The following is a 22,531-nucleotide window of genomic DNA, read 5'->3' as shown; positions in this document are numbered from 1 at the left end:
TTGAAAGCGGGGAAACCGTAAGCCGGCATAGATAAATGGAAAGGCGGACCTCATGAAAATTGCAGTAGCGCCCAATCTTGTAAAACGGCAGGCTCAGGCCTGTACGGACGAGGCTCTCGCCATTTTGCGTTCCTGCGGCTGTCAGGCGGTTCTGGCAGACGGGCTGTATGGCGGTCCCCCTGCCCGAGAGGCCGTGGAGGCTGTTGCCGCCTGCGACCTGCTTCTAGCGATTGGCGGCGACGGCACGATTATTTGCGCCGCCAAGATTGCCGCCCGGCTGGATAAGCCTGTTCTGGGGATAAACGCCGGGAAGCTGGGATTTACCGCCGGTGTGGAGCCTGGGCAGCTGCGGCTGCTCTCCCGGCTGGCCCGCCGGGACTGGCGGGAGGAACGCCGGATGACGCTTTCTGTCACCGTAAATTCAGGAGACAGCCGCAAAAATTTTTTGGCCCTGAACGACGCGGTGGTTTCGGCGGAATTGGCCAAGATCATCGAGTATAAGATGGCGATCGGAACCAATCCCGGATATACCTACCGGGCCGACGGATTCATGATTGCCACCCCCACAGGCTCCACGGCCTATTCTCTTTCCGCCGGGGGGCCGGTGGTAGAGCCTGTCCTGGACTGCATGATTTACACGCCGATCTGCCCCCACTCCCTGTTCAACCGCAGCGTGGTTTTCGCCCCGGAAACCCAGCTTACAGTGGAAGTGCCCCGGAACCGGGGAAGAGTCTTTCTCACCGTGGACGGCGAAGCTCCCCTGGAGCTGAGGGAGGGCGACCGGCTCTCTTTTTTCAAAGGGGAGCGGTGGGCCCGGTTTATTAAGCTGACAGATAATAATTTTTATGATATTCTGAACCAGAAGCTGCTGGAAAGCCAGTGAAACTTTGTGAGGCGGGAAACGCCGGAAAGGGGCTGCTATGAAAACCCGACGCCATGCCAAAATATTAGAGCTCATCAGTGAGCACGATTTGGAAACCCAGGATGAACTGCTGCAATATTTGCGGGAGGCCGGATTTGACGTGACCCAGGCCACCGTTTCCCGGGACATCAAGGAGCTGCGGCTGGTGAAAACCCTGTCCGCCAGTGGACGGTATAAATATTCCACCGGCAGCGGGGAGAGCGCCCCGGACATGTCGTCAAAATTCTATGCGCTGTTCACGGATTCCGCCCTGGCGGTGGATTCCGCCCAGAATATGCTGGTGATCAAATGCATGAACGGCATGGCCCAGGCGGTCTGCGCATCCATGGATGCCATGTACTGGAAGGATTTCGTGGGCACTCTTGCCGGGGAGGATACTATTTTTGTGGTGTGCCGCACAGAGGCTGCTGCCCGGGAAACCCAGGAGGCACTGCGGAAATTGCTGCGAGTTTAGGGAGATAGGGGGCTTTGTGGGTGCTTGCACAGCTGTTTATCAACAATATTGCCGTTATTGAACGCGCGTCCATTGACCTGGACCAGGGATTTACCGTGCTGACCGGCGAGACCGGCGCGGGAAAGTCGATCATCATTGACGCTATTCATGCGGTGCTGGGGGAGCGGACCTCTAAGGAATTGGTGCGCACGGGAGAGCCGGCCGCCTCGGTGTCCGCTCTTTTTACCGGGCTCTCTCAGGACACGCTGGAGCTTCTCAGCAGCCTTTCTGTGCCGGAAGAGGACAATTCCTTGCTGATCCAGCGGAACATCCGCCTGGAAGGCAAGTCCACCTGCAAGCTCAACGGCGCGCCGGCCACTGTATCCATGCTGAAAACCATTGCGCCCCGGCTGGTGGGGATCCATGGCCAGCATGAGAGCTATGAGCTGCTCTCGCCGGAGTTGCACATGAACTACATTGACAGCTTTGCCCGGCTGGAGAGCCTTCTGGAGAGATATCAGGCCAGCTACCGGCATCTGCGGGAGCTGCAGCGGGAGCTGCGGGCCCTGAATACGGACGAGGGGGAGAAAACCCGCCGGATGGACTTGCTGCGCTATCAGATCGATGAGATTGAAGGGGCGGGCATTACTCCCGGAGAGAGAGAGACCCTCACCCAAAACCGGGAGCTGGTACGCAACAGCGAGAAGGTTTCCACAGCGGTGGAGCAGGTGAAGGCCCTCCTTTCCGGGGACGAGGACAGCAGCGGGACGCTCTCTGATATTTCCCAGGCGGCAGGGGAATTGGAGCGGGCCAGCGCCTATCTTCCTCAGCTAGAAGAGCCTCTGCAAAAGCTGCGGGAAGCCGGGTTTCTGCTGGAGGATGCCAGCAGCCTGCTGCACGGTTTGGCGGTAGATTTTGACCCTTCGGCGCTGGACGGCATTGAGGAGCGCTTGGACCAGCTGTACCGGCTGGGGCTGAAATATGGCGAGACGGAAGAGCAGATGCTGCAATATCTTGCGGATTGCCAGGAAGAGCTGCACAAAATTGAGTTCTCCGATGAGGAAAGAGAAAAGCTGCGGGAGGCATATGAGGAGGAAAAGCGCAGGGCCATTGCCCTGGCGAAAGAACTCTCTGAAAAGCGCAAAGCGGCAGGAGAGCGCTTTGTGGGGCAGGTGAAGTCCGAGCTGGCCTTTTTGAATATGCCCGGGGTGGAGTTTGTGGTGGAAATCGAGCGGATCCCCCTCACGCCTACCGGTTGCGACAAGCTGCAATTCCTGGTTTCCGCCAATAAAGGCGAGCCCCCCAAACCGCTGTCGAAGATTGCCTCCGGCGGCGAGCTCTCCCGCATTATGCTGGCGGTGAAGACCGTGCTCTCCGGCCGGGACAAAGTTGACACCCTGATTTTTGACGAGGTAGACGCGGGAGTCAGCGGTGCGGCGGCCAATAAAATCGGGGAAAAGCTCCGGCAGGTCAGCCAGAACCGGCAGGTGTTGTGCATCACCCACCTGCCCCAGATTGCCGCCATGGCGGACCACCACTTGCGCATCAGCAAGCATGTGGTGAAAGGCAGGACCTTTACCCAGGTGGATCCCCTGGACTGGGAGGGTCGCAAGCAGGAGGTGGCCCGGATCATCGGCGGGGAGGATATCACCCAGCTGCAGCTGGACATGGCGGAGGAAATGCTGAAAAAGACTTGACAAACCCGCCGGTTTCCGCTAAAATAAGGTTCAATGGCAATGATGGAAATGGAGTTTTTCTCCCTGTAAGCGTCGTTTTCCTGGCAAAGAGAGCCCGCGGTTGGTGGAAGCGGGACCAGAGCGGCGGCTGAAGTTACCTTCCTGAGCCGCTTTCCGGAACCCCGGACTCCCGGGCAGTAGGGAAAGCCGTGCGGCGCACGTTATCCCGCCAGGGTATGGAGAAGCCGTGGTTCCAAAGCCGGGCTTTCAGTACCTGTTGAGGCCGTGGGCCGCGAGGCTCCGGCGAACTGAGGTGGTACCGCGATTTTTATCGCCCTCTGGAAAAGCTGGCTTTACGCGTGGCTTTTGCAGGGGGCTTTTTGCGTGAGCGCGGGAGGTGGAAGATTTGATTACGGTAAAACCTGCGGGTATGGAGGACGCCGAAGCCCTGCTGTCCGTGCAGAAACAGGCGTTCCAGGCGCTGCTGAAGAAGTATCGGGACTACGGTACGAACCCAGCCATGGAGCCGCTCTCCACCATGAAGCGCAAGCTCTTGGAGCGGGACTACCATTTCATCCAGCTGGATGGCCGGAATGTGGGCCTGATCGGCATCAAGCGCAAAGAGGAGGCTCTGTGCGTCACGCCCATTGGCATTCTGCCGGAGTGCCAGGGGCGGGGAGTGGGCCGCGAGGCCATGCTCCTCCTGGAAAAGATGTACCCGGAGAACCGCCGCTGGATCCTGGGGACGATCCTGCAAGAGCCGGGCCTCTGTCGGTTCTATGAGAGCCTGGGGTACCGGCGTACCGGGGAGATCACCAGCATCAAGCCGGGAATGGATGAGGTTGGCTATGAGAAACGGATGAGGGGGAATTGTGATGAAGATTCAGGCGGTCTTTTTTGATATTGACAACACGCTTTTGTGGAAGAGGCCCAGCATTCCGGAGAAGGTCCACGAGACGCTGGCCGGGTTCGATCCGGGGATTCCCCTGGAGGCGGTGGAAAAGGCCTATGCCCAGAGCGAGCTCTGGCAGGGGCATCAGGTCATGGAGGAGAACAGGACCGGGGTCCGTATGCTGGACGAGGAGTTTGTGGACCATGTGGCCGGGGTCTACCGGGACAGCCTGGGCCTGGATGCCGGGGCCTTTCAGACGGTGGCGCACACCCTTTCCCGGGACTACAGGCAGGAGTATTCCTTGGCGCCGGGGGCGCTGGAGGTCCTGGACCGGCTGAAGGAACAGGGAATCGTCCTGGGCATTGTCAGCAACCACCACACCGGAATCCGCGCCGTACTGGAGGAGATGGGGATCGCGCGTTATTTCCACCCGGTGGTGATCTCCGAGGAGGTGGGGGTTAGCAAGCCGGACGCCGCCATTCTGGAGCTGGCCTGTGCCCGCGCCGGGGCCAGCCCGGAGGACTGCCTCTATGTGGGCGACCACCCCTTTGACATCCTCTGCGCCCACGCCGCCCATATGCCCGTGGTCTGGCTGCCGGTGAACCGGTTCATGGAGGTCCCGGAGTTTATCGGAGCCCCGGAGTATACCGCGTCCTCCCTACAGGATGCCATGGAGTATATTTTGAATGAAAACGAGAAAGGATGAATTTTTATGCAGATCTATGAGGAACTGAAGGCCAGGGGCTTGATCGCTCAGGTCACCGACGAGGAACGGGTCCGGGAGATGGTGAACACCGGGAAAGCGGTCTTTTACATCGGCTTCGACTGCACCGCAAACAGCCTGACCGCCGGGCATTTCGTGGCCCTTACCATGATGAAGCGGCTGCAGATGGCGGGGAACCGGCCCATCGCCCTCATCGGCGGCGGCACCACCATGATCGGCGACCCTTCCGGCCGCACGGACATGCGCCCCATGCTCACCCGGGAGGACATCGACCACAACGCCGCCTGCTTCAAGCGTCAGATGGAGAAGTTCATCGATTTTGGAGAGGGCGGGGCTATTATGCTGAACAACGCCGACTGGCTCACCCAGCTGAATTACATTGGGCTGCTCCAGGAGGTGGGGGCCTGCTTCTCCGTGAACAACATGCTCCGGGCCGACTGCTACAAGCAGCGTATGGAAAAGGGCCTCTCTTTCCTGGAGTTCAACTACATGATTATGCAGTCATATGATTTTTACCATATGTACCAGCACTATGGCTGTAACATGCAGGTGGGCGGCGACGACCAGTGGAGCAATATGCTGGGTGGCACGGAGCTGATCCGTCGGAAACTGGGGGAGGACGCCCCCGCCATGACCATCACCCTGCTCACCGACTCCCAGGGCAAGAAGATGGGCAAGACCGCCGGAAACGCCGTGTGGCTGGACCCGGAAAAGACCTCCCCCTTCGACTTCTACCAGTACTGGCGGAACGTGGACGACGGCAGCGTGCTCAAGTGCCTGCGGATGCTTACCTTCCTGCCCCTGGAACAGATCGACGAGATGGAGGCTTGGGAGGGCAGCCAGCTGAACCGGGCCAAGGAGATTCTGGCCTACGAGCTCACCCGTCTGGTCCATGGGGAAGAGGAGGCCGAAAAGGCCCAGGAGGGTGCCCGGGCGCTGTTCCGCACCGGGGGCGACACCGCTAATATGCCAACCACCGTGCTCTCCGCCGGAGATCTCACAGACGGCCAGGTCGGAATTCTGGATTTGCTGGTAAAAGCGGGTCTTGCCGCCTCCAAGGGCGAGGGCCGTCGGCTGGTGCAGCAGGGGGGCGTATCCGTCAATGAGGCAAAAGTGGGGGATATCGCCGCCAGCTTTACAGAGGACCAGCTGAAAGAGGGTTTGGTGGTCAAGAAAGGCAAGAAGGTGTTCCACAAAATTTCTCTGTGAGGTAATTCCATGACAGAACAGATAATCGCAAAAATGATCGATTTCTGCCAGGGCAATCAGCAAGATATCGCCCATTTCCTCAAGGTGTACGCCTATGCCCGCACGGTGGGGAAGCTGGAGGGGCTAGACGAAACCACCCAGGAAACCCTGGAGATCGCCGCCATCGTCCACGATATCGCCTGCCCCCTCTGCCGGGAAAAGTACGGCTCCGCCGCAGGAAATCTCCAGGAACAGGAGAGTGAGGCGCTTCTGCGGCCTTTTCTACGGGAATTCCAACTGGACAGCAGGATGGAGGAACGGGTGGTCCGGCTAGTGTGCCGGCACCATACCTATACCGGAGTGGACGGCGCCGACTGCCAGATTCTGCTGGAAGCGGATTATCTGGTAAACGCGGGCGAAGGGAACCTGAGCCCCCAGGCTGTGCGGAGTTTTCGAGACAATGTCTTTAGAACCCAGAACGGGACGAGGCTTTTGAACAGTATGTATAGTAAACCGACTTGAAAATCGGTATATACCGATTTTCAAGCTGGGCGGTACAGCAGTTGCTGCGCCGCCTGATTCAAAAGAGGTATACCTCTTTTGAACTGCGTTAACTATATCTTGGCGGAAATGATCTGTAAGTTTTTTGTAAGAAATTAGCGAGAATAAACGAAAGAAAATAGTGGCATACTCTCTACATGAGAGAATTTTGCCAATGGAGAAAAATAGCGCCGGCTGCCGCCGCCTTTGGGTTGACGGCCCTGATTCTGTGCTGCGTATTCGCCGCCTTTGGGCTCTACCCCTTTGGCGGCGAAACTTTGGCATGGGGGGATATGTCGCAGCAGGTAGCGCCCCTGCTCATGGAGCTTAAAGACATTTTGGCGGGAAAATGCAGTCTGTTTTTGAACCTACAGAATGCCGGGGGCATGAGCTTTTGGGGCGTGTTCTTCTTCTTTCTGGCAAGCCCCCTGCATCTTTTGGTCATATTTGTGGAGAAACAGGAGATTTACCATTTGGTAAATCTCCTGGTGCTGATAAAGCTCTCCCTCGCCGCCCTCACGGCCTCCGCTTTTTTCCGCCGGGAAGCTCCCAGGATCTCCCTACCTGTCCATTTGGCCCTGTCTGTCTCCTACGGACTGTGTGGTTATGGAATGCTTTACTACCAGAATCTGGTCTGGCTGGACATGCTCTATCTTTTTCCGGTCGTTATGCTGGGATTCGTCAAGTTGCTGGAAGAAAAGCGAGCCTGGCTGCTGACGGCGTCTCTGACGGCAACGGTAGCGGTCAACTATTACCTGAGCTATATGGTGTTCCTGGGCCTGATTCTGACGGGAACGGTTTTTCTCTGGACCTGTGTGCCGAAAGAGGAGAGAGGTCCTGTGGCCGGGAAACTGGGAATGAGCGCTGGAAGCGCCTTAGGGATTACCGCGCCGGTTTGGCTGCCCTCGCTGCTGCAATGTCTTGCTTCCGCCCGGACGGGAGGCGGGGTCATAGAGTCGGTCCAGGCCGGTTCGTTTTGGGCCAAGACCACAACCACCCTGCCGGTGCTCCTTTGCAGCGCGGGTGCGGCGGCGCTGCCGGTTCTGGCGATTTTCCTCCCCAAAACCGCGAAGTCCAAAGGCATTGGGGTCTGCTGGGGGCTTACGGTTTTGCCCATGCTGTTGGAGCCGGTAAACAAGCTGTGGCATATGGGCAGCTACCAGGCGTTTCCTGCCCGCTATGGCTTTTGGCCGGTATTTCTGGGGCTTTGGTTTTTGGCGCAGGGGTTAGAGTCCTGTTCCGTCAAGCCCCACAGGGAGAGTAAAAAATCCTATCTGGCTGTCTGCGGGCTTCTGGCGCTTCCGGTGGGAGCAGGAATATTTCTATTGGCGGCCCGATTCGAGGAAGTCAGTTCCTACACGGATACGCTTTGGGTGAATTCTACGGCGTTTCTTTTCCTGGGGGCTTTCTGCCTGCTCTGCGCCGCTGCATGGAGCGTCGTCTGCCGCAGCCTGATTCGAAAGGGCAGGAACGCTTTTATGGGGTGGGCATTGCTGGGGGTGTGTCTGGTACAGTCTGCTGTCCAAAGCGCGGTGTTTCTGGGATCGGCGGCGAATGTGCCGCTGAAAAGCCAGGAGGTGCTGGCGCTGGAGCCGCCCCAGGACGACGGACTGTACCGGGTGAAGCTGGAGAGAAAATTCTGCCATGTGAATTTGCTGGGAGCGGCGGGATATCCCACCTTAAATCATTACACCTCGCTGACAGACCGGCGCTTTCTCGCGGCTGTGAAAAAATTGGGCTACTCCTCGTATTGGATGGAAACGTCAGGGTGCTGCGGCACGAAAATTAGCGATGTCATTCTTTCCAACAAATATGTGCTGTGTGATAACGCCGCCTGGTCCGGTCCCGTTGGAGGAAATCTTGGATACCTTGTGCCTGCCGGCCGCTTTCCGGAAGCCCTCCCTGTAGGAGACAGGCTTCGGCTGCAAAATGAACTCTGCGAGATTTTAGGGGTAGAGGGACCTTTTGTCCCATACGCGCCTGTTTCAGGGGAGCTTCAAGAGACAGCGGGAAAATTCTCTCTGGAGTCGGGAATGCTGCGGTATGAAATTCCGGTGGTTCAGCGGGAGACTCTCTATTTTGACGCCTTTGACTGCGTTTCCACCCGGCTGCGGGAAAAGATCAACGATTGCTTTCAGATCCGCGTGAACGGACAGACGCTGGCCGAACGGTATCCGACCCAGGGATGCAACGGCATTTTCTGTTTGGGCGAATTTCAGGATGAAACTGTCAGAGTGGAAGTCACAGTGAGAAAAAAGGTGGATTTATGCTCCTTTGGCGTGTGGGGCATGAGGAATTCCCGTCAGGATGAGCTGGCCGCCGCGCTGCCAAACGCGGATCTGCGGGCGGATGGCGGGAAATTGATCGGGCATGCCCAGGCCGGAGAAAATCAGGCGCTCTTCTTGTCCATCCCTTGGTATCAGGGGATGGAGGTGCGGGTAAACGGGCGGCGAGTAACGCCTCGCATCGTGCTGGACTGCTTCATGGAGATTCCTTTGCCGGCGGGAACCAGCGAGATAATTCTACGATATATACCTGCGGGACTCGTTCCTGGCACAGCCGCCGCGGCGCTTACGGGAATTTGCCTGCTGCTCCTCCCAAAAGCGGGAAAACTCCGGTTCCTGGAACGGATAAAAAGGCGCTGGTACAAGATAGCGCCGGCGTTGCTTTCCAGCGTGTTTGTTGGGGCGATACTGGCGGTGTATATCGCGCCCGTTCTGCTATGGCTCCTATGAATCGATGACGAGGGAAAGCTCCGAAAGTACTCCATACAATCCCGCCCTCCGTGCTTCCTTCTCCTTTTCCGTTCTCAGTATATAGCTAAAAGGTGAAGGGCGCATTCAAGATTATTTGTGAGCCTATAGCAATCCTTCCCGCTTGTTCCTCCGCCTGTATTCTAAAGGGCTCATTCCAAATATTTTTCGGAAACTTTCACTAAAGTAGCTGGGGCCGCTGAATCCGACCTCGAAGGCGATTTCCGTCACCGTCATGTCAGTGGTGCGCAGCAGCTCCATGCCGTTGCGCAGGCGGTACTCGGTAAGGTACGCGTTTGGGCTCTGATTCACATATTTGGAGAAAATATTGTGGCAGGTGGTTTTGCTCACGCTTCCTGTCTGGGAGATATCCTCCAGAGTCAGCTTCTGCTGGTAGTTCTTTTGGACATACACGATCATTTCCTGAAGAATACCCAGATTTCGGCTGCGCAGCTTTGGCTTACTCGCGGGTTGTGGGGCATTTTGATATAGTTGGGACCATATTTAAAAGAAAGCCGCCTGAATCAGAAGAGGATTGTCGCGGCACTCATCTATCTTTTTGAGATTCCGGCATATTTTCTGCCCCCAAACAGAGTCTGATCGAAGCGCCTGATATGGGTATGCGTGGTTTGTCAGAAGCGGGGCTACATAATCCTGTTCCACCAGCGGCGATGTGCACAGTAGCATGGGGTGCACAAGAACACAAAGATACCGGCAGTCCTTTTTGCTCTGAGAATAGTTATAGTGCAGCTGCCGGGTATTGATAAATATGCCCTCTCCCTCCTGAATTTTTACGACCTCGCCATTGACGTTATACTCCATGTTTCCGGAAAGCAGAACACTGAACTCCAGATCGTCATGCCAATGGCATAGGGCGGCATAGTTTGGGAAATCAGAGATTTTCCCTTTGCCAATATAAACGGGAAAGTTCGCGGAGTTATAAATGAACTGCTCCCTCTCTAAAATTCTAAAAATACAGGAGTGTGTGTTCTATGGTTTCCCTTTTATTGGCGATCATCTACATGGCTTTCATCAGCCTGGGCCTGCCCGATTCCCTGCTGGGCTCCGCATGGCCCGTCATGCGCCTGGAGTTGGGCGCGCCAATTTCTTACGCAGGCATTATCTCCATGATTATCGCAATTGGAACCATTATTTCCAGCCTGCTCTCCAACCGCCTGATCCATAGACTCGGCCCCGGCCTGGTCACGGCAGTCAGCGTGGGGATGACTGCGGCGGCACTCTTTGGGTTTTCCGTGTCAAACAGCTTTGTGCCGCTCTGTTTCTGGGCTGTGCCCTATGGCCTGGGGGCCGGGGCGGTGGACGCGGCTCTGAATAACTATGTGGCCATCCATTATTCCTCCCGGCATATGAGTTGGCTCCACGCTTTTTGGGGCGTGGGCGTCACCATCAGTCCATACATCATGAGCGCTTGTCTCACCGGCGGGCTGGGCTGGCAGGCCGGGTACCGCAGCGTGTCCATCATGCAGGTTGTTCTGACAGTCATCCTGTTTGCGGCACTGCCCCTCTGGAAGCGCTCCGCCGACGATTCCGGGGAAGAGGCCTCCGACGTACCTCTGCCAAAGGCTGTGAAAATTCCCGGCGTGCCCTTTGTGATGCTGGGTAGACGCTGAAACTGCCGCTCAGTTTACCGCGCTCTTTTATATCGGCGAGACAGTGGGGCGTGTTGCAAATGGATTCATTGCCGACCGCTTTGGGGACAGGAACATGATCCGCGTTGGCATAGCCCTTATGTTTGCGGGCATAGCGATGGTGCTGGCGCCAATCAACGCGGTGGCTCTGGCGGGGCTGGTAGTGGTGGGCCTGGGGGCCGCGCCGGTATATCCCTGCATTATTTACGCGACTCCCAGCAATTTCGGCAAGGAAAATTCTCAGGCACTGGTGGGAATACAGATGGCCAGCGCCTACATGGGCACGACCCTGATGCCGCCATTGTTTGGGGTTATCGCCCAGCATATAAGCGTGGGACTGTACCCGTTTTATTTGATGATTTTTGCCGGGCTGATGCTGGCGATGACAGAGCTTTTGAATCGTACCGTCGGCGGGAAGAAATAGCCAGAGGGCCTCCCCCAGGGGCGGCCCTCTTTTTTATCCTGTTCTCTAGGAAGTGTTTTGGCTAACCGGCCATTGCCTGTTCAATTGCGGAAAGCACCGTGTCAAAATCCGCTTCGGTTACCAGCAGGGAAATTTCCACCTCCGAGGTAGTGATCAGCCGCAGGTCCGCTTTGGTTCCGGCGATCGCGCTGAAAACCTTTGCCGCAATCCCTGGCGTGTTCTTCATGGCCGGATCATAAATGGAGATTTTGTGGTTTACGGAACTGACGATTACGTTTACGTCAGTTTCCTTTTTTAACTGGGTGGTAAACGCCAATACGTCCACCAGGTCGTTATCCGAGATGGTAAAGGACAGGCCGGTAAACGCGCCATGGGTGGGCGCCATGGAGATCATATCAATATTGATGTGGTACTGAGCAATAGAATCGAAAATCTTCGCGATGGAATCTACCTGGGCCGGAAAGCCAACCAAGGTTACCAGGGTGATATTGTCCACGGTGCTGATGACAGTGCTTGTGCTCATTGCGGGCACCTTCCTTTCTTTCAGATAAGCAAACCCGTCCGGCTAGTCCTTTTTGTCCTCAATCAGATGGGACATATCGTATAGGCCGGCCTTGCGTCCGGCCATAAATACAGCGGCGTTCACGGCTCCGGCGGCGAACAGTTCTTTGGACTGGGCAGAGTGGGAGAGGCTGATTACCTCATGGCGGCCGGCAAAAATTACCTGATGCTCCCCTACGATGGTTCCCCCCCGTATGGAATGGATTCCCAGCTGCGAGCGCTCTCGTTTCTTTCGCTGAGAATGCCGGTCATAGGTATATTTCATATTGTTGCCCCGAACCTCATTGACCGCGTCGGCCAGCATGAGAGCAGTGCCGCTGGGGGCGTCGATTTTCTGGTTGTGGTGGGCCTCAACGATTTCCACGTCAAAATCCACCCCCAGCACGGCTTCCGCCTTTTTCGCCAGCTCCATCAGCAGATTGATTCCCAAAGACATATTCCGGGAGTAGAACACCGGCAATTCCTGGGCGGCGGATTTCACTTCCTCGGTTTGCTCAGGGGTATATCCCGTTGTGCACAGCACGGCGGCGGTGCCGGGATGGGCCCGGCAATAGTCCAGAATGGGAAAGAGGGCGCTGGGGTGGGAAAAATCCACCACAACGTCCACGGACTCCGTCACTTCGGCAATATTTTTGTATACAGGAAATTCCAGGTCGCCGCCAAAGATATCAACTCCGGCCGTGATCTGGCAATCTTCCCGTTCATTCACAAAGCTGCGGACAGCCGCGCCCATTTTTCCGGCACAGCCGCAGAGCAACAGTCTTACCATTTCACATTCCTCACGCTTTCCTTTGATTGAGAACATGCACCAAGGGCGGCCCCATCTCTATTATCGGCAAATTGGGCTGACCGCGTCATAAAATTTTGCCGTCAGCCCAATTCCCCCGAAAAACTTGGGTCAAATCCTATCGGTACACATTGAGAATCCTCTGCTTCTATTTCTCCGCAAGCAGCTCGTGCTTTTTCAACAGAGCTGTCATGGCGGCGCGCTTTTCCTCCGGCATGGTGGTCAGGGGCATCCGGCACAGGTTGGTAGAGATAATGCCCATCTGCCATAGAGCCTCTTTTACCGGGATGGGGTTTACGTCCATGAAGAAGCCGTCCATCAGGTCGATATACTGGTTGTTCAGAGTCCGGGCCTCGTCCAGACGGCCTTCCAGGGTGGAAACCGCCAGATCGTGCATGATACTGGGCAGCACGTTGGAGAACACGGAGATCACGCCTTTGCCACCCAGAGCGGTGATTGGCAGCACTTGATTATCCTCTCCGGAATATACTGCCAGATCGTCCCCGCAGAGGGCAATGGTGCGGGCCACAGAGGCAGTGTCTCCGTTAGCCTCCTTGGTCGCCACGATATAGGGGTTTTTGGCAAGTTCCCGATAGGTGGCCGGCAGAATATTGCAGCCCGTGCGGCTGGGTACGTTATAGAGAATACAGGGCATCTCTACACAGTCTGCAATGTAGTCAAAGCTCTCGATCAGGCCTTTCTGGGAGGTTTTGTTGTAGTAGGGCGTCACCAAGAGCAGCCCTTCCACGCCCAAGGCCTTGGCTTCCAGAGAGAGGTCCACACAGAAGCGGGTGTCGTTGCTGCCGGTTCCGGCAATAATAGGAATGCGGCCTTTGACCTTTTCCACAATAAAGGCGATGGTTTTCAGATGCTCCTCGCTGCTCATGGTGGCGGCCTCACCGGTGGTGCCGCAGGCTATAACCGCGTCGGCGCCGCCGGAAACCTGCATTTCGACCAACTTTTCCAGTTCATCCCAGGCAATTTCGCCCCGCTGGTCAAAAGGGGTGGCAAGCGCGGTGCCTACGCCGGTAAAAATGGTATTCTTCATCAAGAAATTCCTCCCGAAATCAGAGTGAAAGAGTTTGGCCGGCCTCAGTCAAAATAGCCAAGCTTGCACAGAAGCTCCGCCATCAGAACCCCGCCGCCGGCCGCGCCCCGCAGGGTATTGTGGGACAGACACACGAATTTATAGTCATACTGGGTATCGGGACGAAGCCTGCCCGCAGAAATAGCCATACCGCCCTCCAGGTCCCGGTCCAGCTTGGGCTGGGGCCGGTTATCCTCCTGGAAATAGTGGATGAACTGCTTGGGTGCGCTGGGCAGGTCCAGATCTTGGGCAGGCCCCTTAAATTCTTTCCAGCGCCGGATGATCTCCTCCACGCCCACCTTGTTTTCCAAAGAGAAGAACACCGCCGCCATATGGCCGTCGGAAACAGGCACCCGCAGGCACTGAGAGGTGATGGAGGGGGCGGTGGCGTTGACGATCACGCCGTTTTCCACATGGCCCCAGATCTTCATGGGCTCCTGCTCGGACTTCTCCTCCTCGCCGCCGATGTAGGGGATCACATTGTCCACGATCTCCGGCATGGTCTCGAAGGTCTTGCTCGCGCCAGAAATGGCCTGATAGGTGCAGGCCAGCACCTTGGTCACGCCCAGGTCCAGCAGGGGATGCAGGGCGGGCACGTAGCTCTGTAAGGAGCAGTTGGATTTTACCGCGATAAAGCCTTTCTTGGTGCCCAGGCGCTGCCGCTGGTGGGCGATGACCTGGTGATGGTCCGCGTTCAGCTCCGGCACGATCATGGGCACGTCGGGATCCCCCCGGTGCTGCTTGTTGTTGGAGATCACGGGGCACTCCCGCTTGGCGTAGGCCTCCTCCAGGGCGGTGATCTCCTCGGACTTCATATTGACGGCGCAGAACACAAAGTCCACCAGGGAGACGATCTTTTCCATATCGGCTTGGGCGTCATAAACCGGGAGCTCCGCCATGTTGGCCGGGACGGGGGTGGGCATGGCCCAGCGGCCCGCCACGGCTTCTATATAAGTCCTTCCCGCTGACCTAGCGCTGGCAGCCAGGGCTTTGACCTCGAACCAAGGGTGCTCCTCCAGCAAAGTGGCAAAACGCTGGCCCACCATGCCGGTGCATCCGATAATCCCTACACGATATTTTTGCATGTTCAAAATCCTTTCCAAAAGAGACTTCCAGCAGAAAACGGTTGAAAACAGTCTTGTTTTCCACTATAATAAGAACCAGTTTGATTTCGTTTATTATACCCTAGTCTACGCCGCTTGTCAATTTTTTCGGCCTGCATATACTATGATTTTTTCAGAAGGAGAGTGAATTTCATGGGGCCAACTTCGATGAAAACCAGCGATTTTTATTATGACCTGCCCCAGGAACTGATTGCCCAAACGCCCATAGAGCCCAGAGACGCTTCCCGGCTGATGGTTCTGGACAAGTCCAGCGGCAGAATTTCCCACCGGCGCTTTACCGATATTGTGGACCTGCTCCGTCCGGAGGACTGCCTGATCCTCAACGACTCCCGGGTCATGCCCGCCAGGATCTACGGGGTGAAGGAGGGCACCGGCGCCCATGTGGAGTTTCTGCTTTTGGAGAACAAGGGCGGCGACACCTGGGAGGCCCTCTGCAAGCCAGGCAAGCGGGCCAGGGAGGGGGCCAGGTTTGACTTTGGCGAAGGACTGATGAAGGGAGAAATCATCGGGGTCAAAGAGGACGGAAACCGGCTGGTGCGATTCCAGTACGAGGGGGTGTTCTTCTCCCTTCTGGACCGGATCGGGCAGATGCCCCTGCCGCCCTACATCAAGGCGAAGCTGGAGGACAAGGAGCGCTATCAGACGATCTATTCCCGGGAGACGGGCTCCGCCGCCGCACCTACCGCGGGGCTTCACTTTACGCCTCAGCTCTTGGACCGGTTGAGGGAAAAGGGGATTGAGACGGGCTTTGTCACCCTGCATGTGGGCTTGGGCACCTTCCGGCCGGTGAGCGCCGAGAGAATCGCCGACCACAAGATGCACGCGGAGCACTACTACATGCCGACGGAGACGGCGGAGCTCATCAACCGCACCAGGGCCAGAGGCGGGCGGGTTATCGCGGTGGGGACCACCAGCTGCCGGACCATCGAGTCCGCCCCCTGCCCGGGGGGAAAATTCCGGGAATGCGCCGGCTGGACGGACATTTTCATCTACCCCGGCTACACGTTCCAGGGGGTGGACGGGCTCATCACCAACTTCCACCTGCCGGAGAGCACACTGATTATGCTGGTCTCCGCCCTGGCCGGGCGGGAGAACGTGCTGCGCGCCTACCAGGAAGCTGTGAAAGAGCGTTATCGCTTTTTTAGCTTTGGGGATGCGATGTTTATCGGAGACCTGAAATGAATACTGTCAGTGAGACGCTGAAAAGCCCAGAAGCCATGCGGTTTCCGGGCTTTTTTCTTATTCCTGAGCCTTGTAAGAAAATCGGACCTCAACGCCGTTTTTGAAGAGAATCGAGGTGGTAAGCCCATTTTTATACAAAAGTTTGTGACGACGGAACCCATGAAATCCTTGACGATTTTGCGGATGAATTTCTCGTAGTCCACGAAGCGTTTGTCCTGAAGCTGTTGGCTCAGGATGAAGTAGCTGGCCTTCGCTATGAACTCCTCATCGGACATGGTGATGGAGGAGGCAACCTCGGCTTCTAGCTCTTCGAGGCCGGGGCGTTCGATGTGGTCCACCTGAGAGAGCATATCTCCCCGCAGAAGATTTTTCTCCAGCGTCTCGATGAAAGTACTTTTACCGAAGGAGTTGGAGGCCTGGATGAGGTTGGCGACGAAGTTCAGAGCAAAGGGGCCAAAGTGTCCTGTCAGAGACGCTTGTGTTGGTGCAGTCGTTGAACCGCCTGCGCCGGGCGCACACGTAGAGGGACGGCCTCCATCCATCGGAGCGTTCCTTGATGATCTTTTACAGAGCCATACCGCAAGGACAGTGCTTGCAAACTCCGAGTTTATCATCATGCTCAATCAGGCTTCGACTGACCGCCTGAAGCCTGCCGAGCTGCTTAACATCTCCGATTTGCAGATTCAAAGCATTGCGGGATTTAGATGGATGGTAATATGCTTGATGTCGGAAAAATGTGCTTCCACGCTGTCGTGAATACGTTCCGCAATGGCGTGCGCTTCCCGGAGCGGCAAATTGCCATCAACCTGAAGCTCCAACTCGATATATATTTTATTTCCAAACATTCTGGAATGGAGCAAATCCACCTGTACCACATTTTCCTGTGCGGCAATATAAGCTGTCAAGTTTTTTTCATAGTCTTCTCCGCACGAGGTATCCATCATTTTTACAATGGCGTCCTTCAAAATGTCATAAGAAACCTTCAAGATAAACAGACAAATCACAACACTGACAATGCTGTCCATAACGGGGAATCCCAACATAGCGCCTGCAATGCCGATCAGCGAACCGACGGAAGAAAAAGCGTCCGACCTATGATGCCATGCGTCCACCATAAACGCCGGGGAGTTTAATACTTTGGCATAGTGCCGGGTGTACCAATACATCGCCTCTTTCGATACGATAGAAACGATTGCAGCCACCAGCGCAATCATGCTGGGAATGGCCAGGGCCCCGTAGCTGCCCACAAAAATTTTTTCAAGTCCCGCCTTACCAATTCCAAGCCCGGTGATTAGAAGGATCACGCCCAGTAGCAGCGAAGCAACGCACTCAAAGCGCTCATGCCCATAAGGATGCTCTTTGTCCGCCGCTTTTTTGGACAATCGGACGCCGAGGAACGCAATAAATGTTGCAAAAACGTCAGAAAGGGAGTGAACTGCATCGGATACCATAGCCCCGGAGTTGCCAGCAATCCCGGCAAACAGCTTGAAGGCGGACAAAACCACATTTCCCACAATCCCTACCAGTGAGATGCGCCGTATAATGGCATTTTCATTGATGCCCACTTTGGACGGGACGATTTCGGTTCGATTCTCTTTGTTGGTTGTCTTAAAATAATCCTCCTGTTCTGCCGCGATGGCAGCAGTGATGATTACTCTCATTGGCACCAGCTTGAGATAAAACTATCCAAAAAAGTGTAAAAAAACACACCCATGGAACATACAACTGTCCCACAGATGCATCATGCGCTATCTGCTGCCGCCTTTCAGCGACCCGGCCGCTCAGTTTGTACTGTTGATCTCGCATTCCACACAGAATGTAATGCAGTGCAAAGAGTTATCAGATTATACCGCAGTATATGTAGCTTGTCAAGATGCTGTGACAAAAAAGAGGCAAAAATCCGAATGGCGCACTTCGATATATGGTCTGCGACCATGTATCGTGCGCTTTGCGGCTATCCCTGCACCCTCCCAGCAGGTATTATGTCCGTACTTTCTGAATCAACGCTTTGGCTTCTTCCTTCTTCAACATCTTGCCATACGACACCACTTTCCTATCTACCACCAGCACCGGAGTAGTCATGACCCCGTAGGCGGCGATTTGCGTGAAGTCCGTCACATGGTCAATCGTAGTATCCATCCGTGAACCGATTCCTCGTCTCGCTCGGCATACCGCCGCTCACAAGGACAGAGACGAAGATGTAACGGGAGGAGATTTTACGGGGGTGCTACCCCAAACCCCTTGAACAGCCCCGGTGCCGGGGCTGGCTATGCGTTCGGTTCCCGAACGCTATTGTCCTTGATTTGCCGTTTGGTTCGCAACAAAAAAGTGTTTTACAAACGGGAATAAATTTGCTATAATTATCATAGGGTAAGGTTGGGCTTTGAGGTGGTAAACTTCGTTGCGACCACGCGCCGATGGTATGACAAGGGGGAACCCTGAGAGATGCGGGAGATGCGACGCCCGCCAAAGCCCATCCTAACAAGGGAACAGGTGAATGCCTGTTCCCTTTCCTTGTCTATCGAAAACCACTCGCTGGGCGAGTGGTTCAAAAGAAGGCTTATGGCGATGATGTAGAAAGGAAAACTCCTTTTGGTGTAAAATAAACTTGCGGTCTGGCCTGCTTTTCAAGTCACAGATTTTTTCTTGACTTTCTCTCGGCTTCGTGCTATGATACTTCTATCATATAGACGAAACGGAGTGAAAAGATGTTCGCATAAGCTCATGAAAAATCAGGCATAGGGTTGCTTCTGGGGAGTTTCCTCAGGGCTTGTTGTGTGTCGGGTTTTGGGCTTTTGCGCATGTCTTTTTCTTTTGCTTTTCCCCATAAATATGGGGCCTTTCTGTGCGCATATCCCCGCCCGGCCAAGGATGGGAGGTATGCGCATTGCTACAAATAAAAGAGCTTACAATTACCATGAAGAAGGACCTGCGGACCCTGCTTCAGAACTTTTCTTTCTCTCTGAATCCTGGAGACAAAATCGCCCTCATCGGGGAGGAGGGCGATGGTAAGTCCACCCTGCTCAAACTTCTTTATAACGAGGCGCTGGTGGAGGAATATGCCGAATGGCAGGGCATGGTCCAGCGGGATGGGATGCTGCTGGGATACCTTTCCCAAGAGGTGGGGCCCAGGGAGGCGGCGCTCACCGGATATGAATTTTGCTGTGAAAACCCTGCCTTTTTAGAGAGTGGCCCCGGAGAATTGGCTGCTGCTGCGGCCAGCCTGCGGTTTCCTGTGGAGCTTTTCTATACGGACCGGAGGCTGGGAACTCTTTCCGGTGGGGAAAAGGTCAAGCTGCGCATGGCGCTGCTCACCCTGGGTCGTCCGGATGTCTATCTGCTGGACGAACCCAGCAACGACTTGGACGTAGAGACGCTGGAATGGCTGGAAAAATTCATCAACGGTTGCGGTAGGCCGGTGCTATACATCTCCCACGATGAGACGCTTCTGGAAAACACCGCCAACTGTATTCTGCATCTGGAACAACTCCGCCGGAAAACCCTGCCCCGCTGGACTTTTGCCCGCATGAGCTACCGCCAGTATGTGGAGGAGCGGCTAAACCGGTTTCAAAAACAGGAGCAGCTGGCAAAAAAGGAGCGGGATGAGGACCGTAAGCGCCAGGAGAAGCTCCGGAGAATAGAACAGCGGGTGCAGCACGAACTGGATACCATCTCCCGGGCCAACCCCGGTGGAGGCCGCCTGTTGAAGAAGAAAATGAAGTCTGTGAAATCCATGGAGCACCGGTTTGACCGGGAGCGGGAGGATATGACGGAGTTTCCGGACACAGAGGAGGCCATTCTGGCAGGATTCCAGGAGGACATCGTTTTGCCCGCGGGGAAACCGGTGCTGGACCTGCGGCTTCCCGCCCTTACCGCCGGGGATGGAACCTTGCTGGCGGAAAACCTGGAGCTCTGCATCCGTGGGCCGGAACATATCTGCATTACCGGCAAAAACGGCGTGGGAAAAACCACTCTGCTGCGAAAAATTGCAGGAGAACTTCTGGGTCGCCAGGACCTGCGCGCGGCTTATATGCCCCAGGACTACGGGGAGGCCGTGGACCAGAGCCAGACGCCTGTGGAATTTCTCACCGGCGGCAGCGGGGAGAAGGGGAAGCTCACCCAGGCCAAGACGTTTTTGGGCAGTATGAAATACACCCCGGAGGAATGCGGACACAGCATCGCCCAGCTCTCCGGCGGGCAGAAGGCCAAGCTCTTCCTGCTGAAGATGATCCTCTCCGGCAGCAATGTGCTGATTCTGGACGAGCCCACCCGGAATTTCAGCCCCCTTTCCGGGCCGGTAATCCGGGAAATACTCCAGGGCTTTGGCGGCTGCATCATCAGCGTTTCCCACGACAGAAAATATATCGGTCAAGTGGGAGATAGTATCTATGAGATGACCCGGGAAGGGCTGCGGAGGGTGTGAGTGAGCTTTGCTTCAGAGGCGGGGCATTGTCATCCTAACCGGGAAAACGAGTGCCCTTCTAAGTCCCGCCATGATTGACAAATCTCCGGACGGGAGCTATAATAAAAAAATCTTTTATTTGCGAGGTGTTTCCTTTTGATATATAAAGATGTGTCCTGCGCGGCCATCCACGACCTGTCCGGGGTGGGAAAATGCTCTCTGACCGTGGCCCTGCCGGTGCTCTCTGCCTGCGGGGTGGAGACTGCCGTTCTGCCCACGGCGGTGCTGTCCACCCACACAGGTGGATTCACCGGCTATACCTTCCGGGATCTGTCGGAAGATCTGCTGCCCATCGCCGCTCACTGGAAGCAGGTGGGGTGCCGGTTTTCCGCCCTGTACAGTGGGTTTCTGGGCTCCGCCGGGCAGACTAAGACTGTGGCGGAGATTTTCCGGATGCTGGGGGAGGGCTCTCTGCTGGTGGTGGACCCGGTGCTGGGAGACGGCGGGCGGCTATATGCCACCATTACCGAAGAGCTGGCTGCAGGCATGGCGGAGCTCTGCCAAAAGGCCGATCTGGTGATTCCCAACTTGACCGAGACATCCTACTTGCTGGGAACTCCTTATCAGGAGGGAGAGATGACGCCGGAAGAAGTGGGGGCTCTTTTGGGGGCCCTTCGGGCCCGAGGCCCCAAGCTGGCCGTGCTTACAGGCGTGCGTTGCGGAGGAAAGCTGGGTTCGGCCTCTATGGATGCCGCCGGCAAAATGGAGATGTGCCTGCTGGAGGAGATCCCTGGCTCTTATCATGGCACCGGGGATCTGTTCGCGTCTACTTTGGTGGGCGGGCTGCTCAATGGCATGACCCTGGGAAAGGCCTGCCGTCTGGCTACGGAGTTCACCCATCAGGTAATCGTGACCACTCGGGAAAAGAGCAAAGACATCCGCTTCGGGCCCAAGTTCGAGGTCCATCTGCCGGAGCTGGCCGCCCGGGTGGAGAACTTCCGAAGGGAAAACCATAGTTTTTGAGAGTGGTGCTCGCTTCGCTGCGCAGGCCTCCGGCGGTTTAGGGGTTCTTCTCACCTGCCGGTTCGGTCGGCGACGGGAAATCGCCACTGGCGATTGTCGCCCCCTAAAAAACCCCGCAGCCTTTGAGAAAGGCAAGACTTCGTGAAACGAAGTCTACGAAACATTTTACGCTGGTTGACTTTTGCGCACTCAGCTAACCAGGTTAAAAGTTTTGGTCGAGCTTTTTCAAAAGCTCGCAGGGTGTGGGACGGAGTCCCACGGTCTTGCCCTTGATCTTAACACCTGAGAAGCGCATTTTTTGAAGTGGTGAATCATAGTTAACACTCGCTGTGCTCGGTTAACTATCCGAGTTTTGCGAAGCAAAACTCTTAAGAGGCTCTTTTTTGCAAGAAAAGAAGCATCCCCTGGGCTCCGGAACCAGCCAGCTCTGGGCATCCAGCACTCAACTTGGCAGAGTTTTCCGTAGGAAAACGGAAAGATAAACCGAGCTGCGCGAGTGTTTATCTTTTTGTCACGACGGCGAAGCCCAGCCACGCATTTCGCTTTGCTTGGTGCGGTGTGCCGTTTCCCCCATAAAAACGCTCAAAAATATAGAAAGGATGAGACGATGGATATGCATTCTGTTTCGGAACCCTGCACCCAGGAGGCGCTGCTGCCCGTCTTTGAGAAGTGGCGGGGGCTGCTGCGGTTGAAGGAAAGTTGGGACGTGCGCCTGGAGATGGTGGACGACGAGGGCTTCACCAAGACTGGGGATTTCAAGATAGATCCCACGGACCGAAAGGCGGTTTTGCTGCTGAACCGGCGCAATCCCAAAGGGGGGAACCTGGAGGAGGTCATCTGCCACGAGCTGCTTCATCTAAAGCTCTATCCTCTGGACCAGCTTACCGAAGGGCTCATTGACGCCCACTATTCCGAGGGCTCGCCGGAATATAGCGCCATGTATACCCAGTTCATGGTGAATTTGGAGATTACCGTGGAAGAGCTGGCAAAATGCTGGCTGGAGGCCTTTGGAGACAACAAGGAGCTCTCCTATGGCCGCTGCCACGGGATGAAGTCATTTAATGAACTCTACGATGGCTTGAAGCCGTTGTAAAGGGTAGTTTTGAAAAAACATAGATAGCGCGCCACGAGAAAGGGTGTCTCCCATGTAGCGATTGCCCGTCT

General features: G+C 55.8%; 20 protein-coding genes, 2 pseudogenes and 1 riboswitch. Of the genes and pseudogenes, 13 read left to right on the top strand and 9 right to left on the bottom strand.

The features are described from left to right. Nucleotides 1–52 precede the first annotated feature (52 nt). The 8 genes from D7X94_RS05780 to D7X94_RS05745 all read left to right on the top strand — a co-directional run bounded on the left by D7X94_RS05780 (nucleotide 53) and on the right by D7X94_RS05745 (nucleotide 9,110). On the top strand, nucleotides 53–883 hold the full coding sequence (locus D7X94_RS05780; protein WP_120426783.1) for an NAD(+)/NADH kinase: 831 nt from the start codon (nucleotides 53–55) through the stop codon (nucleotides 881–883). 37 nt (nucleotides 884–920) lie between these two features. Then, nucleotides 921–1,376, top strand: a complete 456-nt coding sequence (gene argR / locus D7X94_RS05775) for an arginine repressor (RefSeq protein WP_120426782.1) — start codon at nucleotides 921–923, stop codon at nucleotides 1,374–1,376. A gap of 20 nt (nucleotides 1,377–1,396) precedes the next feature. Next, nucleotides 1,397–3,052 carry a DNA repair protein RecN gene (recN, locus tag D7X94_RS05770; RefSeq protein ID WP_120426879.1) on the top strand — a complete coding sequence of 552 codons (1,656 nt, stop codon included), beginning with the start codon at nucleotides 1,397–1,399 and terminating at the stop codon, nucleotides 3,050–3,052. Nucleotides 3,053–3,437: 385 nt separating this feature from the next. After that, nucleotides 3,438–3,932 carry a GNAT family N-acetyltransferase gene (locus tag D7X94_RS05765; protein WP_120426781.1) on the top strand — a complete coding sequence of 165 codons (495 nt, stop codon included), beginning with the start codon at nucleotides 3,438–3,440 and terminating at the stop codon, nucleotides 3,930–3,932. Beyond that, a complete protein-coding gene (locus tag D7X94_RS05760; RefSeq protein ID WP_120426780.1) occupies nucleotides 3,907–4,629 on the top strand; it encodes an HAD family hydrolase in 723 nt (240 codons plus the stop codon). Before D7X94_RS05765 ends, D7X94_RS05760 begins: the two co-directional genes overlap by 26 nt. Before the next feature lie 6 nt (nucleotides 4,630–4,635). Further along, the gene (tyrS, locus tag D7X94_RS05755) at nucleotides 4,636–5,856 is read left to right on the top strand and encodes a tyrosine--tRNA ligase (RefSeq protein WP_120426779.1); all 1,221 of its coding nucleotides are present in this window, start codon (nucleotides 4,636–4,638) and stop codon (nucleotides 5,854–5,856) included. Between the two features lie 9 nt (nucleotides 5,857–5,865). Then, nucleotides 5,866–6,357 (top strand): HD domain-containing protein, encoded by a 492-nt coding sequence (locus D7X94_RS05750; RefSeq protein WP_120426778.1) that lies wholly within the window; start codon nucleotides 5,866–5,868, stop codon nucleotides 6,355–6,357. Between the two features lie 176 nt (nucleotides 6,358–6,533). After that, nucleotides 6,534–9,110 carry a YfhO family protein gene (locus tag D7X94_RS05745; protein ID WP_120426777.1) on the top strand — a complete coding sequence of 859 codons (2,577 nt, stop codon included), beginning with the start codon at nucleotides 6,534–6,536 and terminating at the stop codon, nucleotides 9,108–9,110. Between the two features lie 123 nt (nucleotides 9,111–9,233). Here the strand turns inward: D7X94_RS05745 and D7X94_RS05740 are convergent, their stop codons facing one another. Then, nucleotides 9,234–9,542, bottom strand: coding sequence for a helix-turn-helix domain-containing protein (locus D7X94_RS05740; RefSeq protein WP_158590913.1), 309 nt, complete (start codon nucleotides 9,540–9,542; stop codon nucleotides 9,234–9,236). Nucleotides 9,543–9,632: 90 nt separating this feature from the next. Continuing rightward, a complete protein-coding gene (locus tag D7X94_RS19825) occupies nucleotides 9,633–10,028 on the bottom strand; it encodes a cupin domain-containing protein (protein ID WP_442857884.1) in 396 nt (131 codons plus the stop codon). 92 nt (nucleotides 10,029–10,120) lie between these two features. Here D7X94_RS19825 and D7X94_RS05730 point away from each other — a divergent pair. Continuing rightward, nucleotides 10,121–11,201, top strand: a pseudogene (locus tag D7X94_RS05730) (MFS transporter). A 61-nt stretch (nucleotides 11,202–11,262) separates the two neighbouring features. Here D7X94_RS05730 and D7X94_RS05725 read toward each other — a convergent pair. The 4 genes from D7X94_RS05725 to asd all read right to left on the bottom strand — a co-directional run bounded on the left by D7X94_RS05725 (nucleotide 11,263) and on the right by asd (nucleotide 14,721). Beyond that, the gene (locus D7X94_RS05725) at nucleotides 11,263–11,724 is read right to left on the bottom strand and encodes an ACT domain-containing protein (RefSeq protein WP_120426774.1); all 462 of its coding nucleotides are present in this window, start codon (nucleotides 11,722–11,724) and stop codon (nucleotides 11,263–11,265) included. Between the two features lie 42 nt (nucleotides 11,725–11,766). After that, nucleotides 11,767–12,531: a 4-hydroxy-tetrahydrodipicolinate reductase gene (gene dapB, locus D7X94_RS05720; RefSeq protein WP_120426773.1), complete on the bottom strand. Its 765-nt coding sequence runs from the start codon at nucleotides 12,529–12,531 to the stop codon at nucleotides 11,767–11,769. Nucleotides 12,532–12,697: 166 nt separating this feature from the next. Continuing rightward, the gene (dapA, locus tag D7X94_RS05715) at nucleotides 12,698–13,597 is read right to left on the bottom strand and encodes a 4-hydroxy-tetrahydrodipicolinate synthase (protein WP_120426772.1); all 900 of its coding nucleotides are present in this window, start codon (nucleotides 13,595–13,597) and stop codon (nucleotides 12,698–12,700) included. A gap of 44 nt (nucleotides 13,598–13,641) precedes the next feature. Continuing rightward, a complete protein-coding gene (asd, locus tag D7X94_RS05710; protein ID WP_120426771.1) occupies nucleotides 13,642–14,721 on the bottom strand; it encodes an aspartate-semialdehyde dehydrogenase in 1,080 nt (359 codons plus the stop codon). 186 nt (nucleotides 14,722–14,907) lie between these two features. On the opposite strand from asd, the gene queA reads away from it, so the two are divergent. After that, complete coding sequence (gene queA, locus D7X94_RS05705; protein ID WP_120426770.1) at nucleotides 14,908–15,942, top strand: tRNA preQ1(34) S-adenosylmethionine ribosyltransferase-isomerase QueA; 1,035 nt, start codon at nucleotides 14,908–14,910, stop codon at nucleotides 15,940–15,942. On the opposite strand, the gene D7X94_RS19820 is transcribed toward queA, so the two are convergent. The 3 genes and pseudogenes from D7X94_RS19820 to D7X94_RS05685 form a co-directional block, all read right to left on the bottom strand. After that, on the bottom strand, nucleotides 15,891–16,565 hold the full coding sequence (locus tag D7X94_RS19820) for a hypothetical protein (protein ID WP_442857885.1): 675 nt from the start codon (nucleotides 16,563–16,565) through the stop codon (nucleotides 15,891–15,893). The two genes, queA and D7X94_RS19820, sit on opposite strands and share 52 nt — an antisense overlap. A gap of 60 nt (nucleotides 16,566–16,625) precedes the next feature. Beyond that, nucleotides 16,626–17,603, bottom strand: coding sequence for a cation diffusion facilitator family transporter (locus tag D7X94_RS05690; protein ID WP_120426768.1), 978 nt, complete (start codon nucleotides 17,601–17,603; stop codon nucleotides 16,626–16,628). Nucleotides 17,604–17,665: 62 nt separating this feature from the next. Beyond that, nucleotides 17,666–17,737, bottom strand: a riboswitch (NiCo riboswitch). A 185-nt stretch (nucleotides 17,738–17,922) separates the two neighbouring features. Next, a pseudogene (locus D7X94_RS05685) lies at nucleotides 17,923–18,081 on the bottom strand (thioredoxin family protein); the annotation flags it as partial. A 748-nt stretch (nucleotides 18,082–18,829) separates the two neighbouring features. Between D7X94_RS05685 and D7X94_RS05680 the strand changes: the two are divergent. The 3 genes from D7X94_RS05680 (at nucleotide 18,830) to D7X94_RS05670 (ending at nucleotide 22,460) form a co-directional block, all read left to right on the top strand. Further along, entirely contained in the window at nucleotides 18,830–20,365 is a 1,536-nt protein-coding gene (locus tag D7X94_RS05680) for an ATP-binding cassette domain-containing protein (RefSeq protein WP_120426767.1), read from the top strand. 135 nt (nucleotides 20,366–20,500) lie between these two features. Then, nucleotides 20,501–21,367 (top strand): pyridoxamine kinase, encoded by an 867-nt coding sequence (locus tag D7X94_RS05675; RefSeq protein WP_243111203.1) that lies wholly within the window; start codon nucleotides 20,501–20,503, stop codon nucleotides 21,365–21,367. A gap of 607 nt (nucleotides 21,368–21,974) precedes the next feature. Next, nucleotides 21,975–22,460 (top strand): hypothetical protein, encoded by a 486-nt coding sequence (locus D7X94_RS05670; RefSeq protein ID WP_243111202.1) that lies wholly within the window; start codon nucleotides 21,975–21,977, stop codon nucleotides 22,458–22,460. Nucleotides 22,461–22,531 lie beyond the last annotated feature (71 nt).

The organism is Acutalibacter sp. 1XD8-33, from assembly GCF_003612555.1.
Lineage (GTDB): Bacteria > Bacillota > Clostridia > Oscillospirales > Acutalibacteraceae > Acutalibacter.
This window is presented reverse-complemented; position numbering and strand designations above follow the sequence as displayed.